Origin of the sequence: Clostridium sp. BNL1100 (assembly GCF_000244875.1) — a bacterium.
GTDB lineage: Bacteria > Bacillota > Clostridia > Acetivibrionales > DSM-1351 > Ruminiclostridium.
Genome location: NC_016791.1, coordinates 918,576 through 925,000, shown reverse-complemented (window position 1 = coordinate 925,000; position 6,425 = coordinate 918,576). Strand labels below are relative to the sequence as shown.

Annotated in this window: 5 protein-coding genes and 4 tRNA genes (1 of these 9 only partly in view); 1 reads left to right on the top strand and 8 read right to left on the bottom strand. The window is 35.8% G+C overall.

Annotated features, from left to right (window positions below; translation table 11 throughout):
• From CLO1100_RS04025 to dapF, 3 genes are all read right to left on the bottom strand, one after another.
• Positions 1–425, bottom strand: the 5' portion of a protein-coding gene (locus CLO1100_RS04025) for a uracil-DNA glycosylase (protein ID WP_014312477.1). The gene continues 148 nt to the left of window position 1, outside the view; the window shows 425 of its 573 coding nt (coding positions 1–425); its start codon is at positions 423–425; its stop codon lies beyond the left edge, outside the window.
• A 156-nt stretch (positions 426–581) separates the two neighbouring features.
• Entirely contained in the window at positions 582–1,814 is a 1,233-nt protein-coding gene (locus CLO1100_RS04020; RefSeq protein WP_014312476.1) for an LL-diaminopimelate aminotransferase, read from the bottom strand.
• A gap of 45 nt (positions 1,815–1,859) precedes the next feature.
• Positions 1,860–2,693 (bottom strand): diaminopimelate epimerase, encoded by an 834-nt coding sequence (dapF, locus tag CLO1100_RS04015; protein WP_014312475.1) that lies wholly within the window; start codon positions 2,691–2,693, stop codon positions 1,860–1,862.
• A 211-nt stretch (positions 2,694–2,904) separates the two neighbouring features.
• Between dapF and CLO1100_RS04010 the strand changes: the two genes are divergently transcribed.
• A complete protein-coding gene (locus CLO1100_RS04010; protein ID WP_014312474.1) occupies positions 2,905–4,881 on the top strand; it encodes a phospholipid carrier-dependent glycosyltransferase in 1,977 nt (658 codons plus the stop codon).
• A gap of 128 nt (positions 4,882–5,009) precedes the next feature.
• Here the strand turns inward: CLO1100_RS04010 and CLO1100_RS04005 are convergent.
• The 5 genes from CLO1100_RS04005 to CLO1100_RS03985 all read right to left on the bottom strand — a co-directional run bounded on the left by CLO1100_RS04005 (position 5,010) and on the right by CLO1100_RS03985 (position 6,340).
• Positions 5,010–5,094, bottom strand: a tRNA-Tyr gene (locus CLO1100_RS04005).
• Positions 5,095–5,097: 3 nt separating this feature from the next.
• A tRNA-Thr gene (locus CLO1100_RS04000) sits at positions 5,098–5,173 on the bottom strand.
• A 209-nt stretch (positions 5,174–5,382) separates the two neighbouring features.
• Positions 5,383–5,459: transfer RNA gene (locus CLO1100_RS03995), tRNA-Asp, on the bottom strand.
• 17 nt (positions 5,460–5,476) lie between these two features.
• Positions 5,477–5,551, bottom strand: a tRNA-Glu gene (locus CLO1100_RS03990).
• A gap of 177 nt (positions 5,552–5,728) precedes the next feature.
• A complete protein-coding gene (locus tag CLO1100_RS03985) occupies positions 5,729–6,340 on the bottom strand; it encodes a hypothetical protein (RefSeq protein WP_014312473.1) in 612 nt (203 codons plus the stop codon).
• Positions 6,341–6,425 lie beyond the last annotated feature (85 nt).

Here is a 6,425-nt window from a genome sequence, read left to right as displayed (position 1 = left end):
CACTGTCCGCGTATTTGTGTTATTTTAATATCTCTGGCTACTACATATTTTGCCGCAGTACTTCCGAGGCATACAATTATACGCGGTCTTATTAAGGATACCTGATTTCTCAAATAGGGCAAACATTTTTCTGCCTCATCTTCATTAGGTACCCTGTTATTGGGCGGCCTGCATTTCACTACGTTAGCAATATAGTATTCATCAGGTTTAAATTTCAAAGCTTCAAGTAATGTATCTAAAAGCTGTCCCGCCGGGCCAACAAAGGGCAATCCCTGCATATCCTCCTGTTCTCCAGGCCCTTCGCCTATGAACATTATTGGCGCACTTGGATTTCCTCTTCCTATCACTATATTTGTTCTGGTTCCGGCAAGGTCACAATTTCTACAATTAACGCATGTAGAATTAAGCTGATCCCAGTTCAACAAATTAACTCATCCTTTTACAGTTTTTATAGTACAACTATATAACATTATAATCTATTATATAAAAATAGTCAGCCAGCCTTTTGTAACCATATTGATAAGATAGGTTATCATAAGCCAACCGACTATTTCTTATAATATAACAAACTTTATTTTTATTTAAACCTTGAGCCTTGTTTTAAATCTCTCTACTGCAGCCTGTGTATTTTCCCTACTTCCGAATGCAGTAAGTCTGAAATATCCCTGTCCGCTAGGCCCAAAACCTACCCCGGGAGTCCCTACAATATTGGCCTCACTTAAAAGTTTATCGAAGAATGCCCAAGAATCCATACCATTTGGAGTTTGCATCCAGATATACGGTGCATTTACTCCTCCAAAAACCTTTATTCCAATGCTCTCTAAACCATTTTTTATGATTGATGCATTTGATAAATAATATGATATTGTTTCCTTTACCTGCTTTTGCCCTTCTTCTGAATATACAGCCTCTGCTCCTCGCTGAACTATATAAGATACTCCGTTGAATTTTGTTGCCTGTCTTCTGTACCAAAGTCTATTGAGTCCGATTTCACTGCCATCCGTAGTATAGGCTTTCAATTCCTTTGGTATTACCATATATGCACATCTTGTTCCTGTAAATCCTGCAGTCTTTGAAAAGCTTCTGAATTCTATAGCTACTTCCTTTGCTCCTTCTATTTCGTATATACTATGAGGAACATCCTTTTCGCTAATGAAAGCTTCATATGCAGAATCAAATAATATTATCGACTTGTTTTTTGCAGCATAATCAACCCATACTTTTAACTGTTCCTTTGTAAGTGTAGTTCCTGTAGGATTGTTTGGCAGACACAAATATATAAGATCTGCTTTTTCTTTTGGAAGTTCCGGAACAAAGCCGTTTTCAGATGTACATGGCAGATAGGTTACGTTAGTCCATTTTCCGTCAATATAGTCTCCTGTTCTTCCGGCCATAACGTTAGAGTCAACGTAAACCGGATAAACAGGGTCTGTAACTGCTATTCTTGAATTTAAACCGAACAGTTCCTGGATATTTGCTGTATCACTTTTGGCACCATCGCTTACAAATATTTCATCAAATCCAATTGTTATTCCTCTTTTTTTATAATCATTCTCAACTATCTTATTTATGAGGAAATCGTATCCCTCGTACTCAGGGTAGCCTTTGAAGGTTTCTATCCTGGACATATCGTCAACAGCCTTATGCATTGCATCTATACATGCCATAGGAAGCGGACGGGTTACATCTCCGATACCAAGCCTTATAATATCTGCACTAGGGTTTTGTTCCTTAAATGCTGCAACTCTTTTACCTATCTCAGCAAATAAATAATTTCCGGGTAGTTTTAAATGATTTTCATTAACTATTGCCATTTTCTTATTCCTCTCTTCTATTATAATATAAAATATTCTTCTTAGTTAGATTTCTATTTCTCCCTCAAATACCTTTTCTGCAGGACCTGTCATATAAACGTGATTGTCCTTTTCGGACCATTCAATAAATAATTCTCCACCAAGGAGTTTTATAGTGGCAGCTCTTTCAGATAAACCATTTAGTACTGAAGCTACAAGTACAGCACTGGCACCTGTCCCACAAGCAAGGGTCTCACCTGCTCCTCTTTCCCATACTCTCATTCTCAGTGTAGTTGTGTCTATGACCTGAACAAATTCAGCATTTATCTTTCTGGGAAACAGTTTATGTGTTTCCATCTTGGGTCCGACTTCGTATAAAGGAAAGTCTACGGTGTCATCTACATATGTTATGGCATGTGGATTACCCATGGATACGGCTGTAACCTTGTAGTTGTTACCGTCAATTTCAATACTCTCCGATATAAATTTATCCTTGTCACTGTCAACAGGTATTTTTTTAGGCTCTAAAATAGGTTCACCCATATCTACTCTTACCTGTACTACTTTTTTATCTTCAATCCTTAAGTCAAGCACCTTTATTCCCGCTAAGGTTTCTATTGTCAGGTTCCTTTTGTCTGTCAGTCCATTATCAAACACATATTTCCCAACACAGCGTATAGCATTTCCACACATTTCAGATTCTGAACCATCTGAATTAAACATTCTCATTCTAAAGTCAGCTATATCCGATTTCATTATAAGTACCAATCCGTCTGATCCTATTCCAAAATGTCTGTCGCTTACTTTTTTTGAAACTGCTGATGGATCTGCAATTATATTTTCCGTACAATCTACATATATATAGTCGTTTCCAAGCCCCTGCATTTTTGTAAATTTCATTTCATTTTCTCCTTTCGCCAAACTCGTAACAATCTTATGTAAATCAAATCATTTACTTTATTAATTTAACTTGTTCATATTATAACATACCTTTTAAGTTTTACAACGAAATCAACGCTTATACACTAACAACTATTATTTGTATTGTTTTACATACTATAATATAATTATGGTAAAACTTTTCAAATAAAACGTAATTGGAGGCATACTCTTGAAGACGTATTTTAAGAATTTTTCTGATTTTTTTTCACATGTTAAAATGCCCGGCTTTGCTACAATGATGTTGAGTGTAATCTTTTTATTTCTTATTGGTATAGGAATATGGGGTTTTTTAAGAATCCGCAATATTCAGAAAGGTAATCTGATAATTACCGAATACGGATTATTGAACAATGAAAAAGAAAAAAAGCCTTTGATTAAGCTTATTAAAAAAGATTATATTATTATGCTTGTTATGACTTTACTATATGCGATTCCGGCAATATACAATCTGGGAGGTTTTAAGATACCTGAAACACCATGGGCTCCCGCCGATATAAATGACGGGTTTATTGTAGACCTGGGAAGAGAAGTAGAAGTTACAAAAGTTATGCTTTATCAGGGATATAATGAAGAAAAATATGACGGTACCAAGTTTAATATCAAATTTTTTAATTCCAACGGTACATATTCTGCTTCTGAGGCTCTTGAAAAATCGGGCTTTTTTTCATGGAAGGTATCTACTAAGGAATTTAAGACAAGTAAAATTCAAATTGTTGCTGATAAAGCCGGTGCTGCAATAAACGAACTTGCTGTATTTGAGAAAGGTTCAAATAAGCCTTTTAAAGTTAAAAGCATAACACCTGTTGATCAAATAATAAAAAGCACTATAAAAAGTCCTGACGGAAAACCTTATAAGTTAAGTAATCTTCTTGATGAACAAGATAGAGTTGATTTTTATACTTTATCCTCCACCAACACCTATTTTGATGAAGTATTTTATCCAAGGACTGCTCTTGATTTCATTTATAAAGTCCATCCCTTTGAAAGAACACATCCACCTCTCGGCAAATATTTCGTTATGATTGGTATGCTTATTTTCGGAGTAAACCCATTTGGTTGGAGAATTATCGGTACATTATTCGGAGTAGCCATGATTCCTCTCATGTACCTGTTTGGTTATAAAATTTTCAAAAATAGATTTCTTGCGTTTTGCACAGCTTTTTTGATGATGTTTGATTTTATGCATTTTGTTCAGACTAGGATATCCACGATAGACGTCTACGTTACCTTCTTTGTTATTTTAATGTACTACTACATTTACGACTATTTTGTCAAAAAGTCATACAAAGCCGGCTTTAAGAAGTCCCTTATGCCACTTTTACTCTGCGGCCTGATATTCGGCATAGGTATTGCAACTAAATGGATAGCAATGTATGCTGCAGTGGGGATTTTCCTTATACTTGTTATTGCAAAGCTCGATGAGATTGTTTATTACATGGCATATAAAAAGAGCGGTCTTTCATCCGATTTATTCAGCAAATTCTGGAGTAAGTACTTTTTTAAAACTGCGTTATTTTGTATTATATTTTTCATTATAATACCTGGTATCATTTATTTTGCTTCTTATACGTCCATAATGCAGGTTCCGGGAAATGGTATCAAAGAGTTTTTTAATAATCAGTCTTATATGTATAGTTTCCACAATGATTTGCATGCTAAGCATAGTTATTCTTCACAGTGGTTTGAATGGCCCATAATGACCAAGCCTATATGGTTTTACGGTTCAAAATCACTTGCAGCCGAAAAATTAACTTCCAGTATTATTTGTATGGGAAATCCATTAATCTGGTGGATCAGCATACCATCACTAATTACAGGAATAATTGTTGCAGTTAAAAGAAAAGACAAATATATGCTTGTTCCTATTTTCGGTGCTTTATTTCAGTACATTCCTTGGATGGTAGTGCGTAGAATGGCCTTTATCTATCATTACTTTTCCGTTGTTCCTTTTCTTATAATTATAATTGTATACTTAATAAAAGTATTCATGGAGCTTGGTGGCAATACGAAAAAGATTGTATATATTTATCTGGGATTGACAGCCATAATATTTATTATGTATTTTCCAATTTTATCAGGTATGATTGTGCCCAGATGGTATGCAAGTATGCTACAATTGTTCCCGGGTTGGAGTTTCAGGTATTAACCTAAAATAAAAAAGCAGGAAGTATATTTTTTAATATGCTTCCTGCTTTTTTTTACAAACAACATATTCAATTTAAACAAAATAAAAAGCCCTGCACACAGCTTCAATAGCGAATGCACAAGACTTTGTGGTGGAGGGAGATGGATTCGAACCATCGAAGTCAGAGACAACAGATTTACAGTCTGCCCCCTTTGGCCACTCGGGAACCCCTCCATATGGAGCTGGCGGACGGAATCGAACCCCCGACCTGCTGATTACAAGTCAGCTGCTCTACCTGCTGAGCTACACCAGCGCATTTATAGCAGATACTTCATTTTTTGTCGAGCAAGTGTTTCTCTCAACTGCCTGTATATAATAACATGGGAATTGAGTAACTGTCAACACTTTATTTTAAAAATTTTGCTGTTATTTTATGGAATATTTTGGAAGTACAATTTTGATTTATTTTGAAAGCAAAAAGCAACTTTCTGCAAGAGAAAGTTGCTTTTTATATAATTTAAATGGCGACCCGGAACGGGCTCGAACCGTCGACCTCCAGCGTGACAGGCTGGCATTCTAACCAACTGAACTACCGGGCCATTACTTTAAATTATAATGGTGACCCATAGGGGACTCGAACCCCTGTTATCGCCGTGAAAGGGCGGTGTCTTAACCACTTGACCAATGGGCCTTATTTATACTGTCGAGCACCTCGCCGACTGACAAAATATATTGTAACGGGACATAGCTTAAAAGTCAAGCAATTTTTTTATCTTTTTTTAAAGTTATAAATTGCCATATAAAGGGTGTACTTGCTATCCCTACTCCCGACTTATTATACCCTCATTTCGGGTAAGGTTAGTCACCTCTATTTCTTTACCCAAATATTTTTATAAAGGTTTGTAATATTCAATTTCACTGTTCCTTTCTCATTCAGAGATACTTCTCCTGCCTTATAAGCCTCACCGGGGAAAATATAAAACGAGAAATCATCTCCATCTTTATAATTAAGCCCTGATGTTCCATATACACCACTATCATACACTTTACCTTTATATTCAGCTGTCATTTTGGCGGACATATCATAAGTGAATATATGATTACCTACGGTTGTATGTCGTGCACCTGAAACCAGGGTAGCATTGGTTAACGAATATTCTCCACAAGCCCTAAAACCTATCCTGTAGCCTCCAGTATTAACACCGGCTGTATTGTCAATCCAACTCACATAGATTTTATTATTTCCGTCCTTATACAACACCTTACCAACGTTGCTTTTTAAATCCTGAAGGTTAATTTCAACAGAGTATTCCCCCTGGATAACATGGCCGTTTTTATCAGTAAATTCTTCTGTATTATTAACTATGTATGCCATTCCTCGTGTCCAAAGTCCAATATGACCTGTAGACCACAATACTACCACCGATATAAATATTAAAATAGCAAGAACAATCGTCAAATCTTTCAAATTAATTCTCAATTTATAACCCCCTTACGACCATTCTGGTAGATATGATATGATTATCACAAAAAAGCGTGTATTTCATTTTATTGAAATACACGCT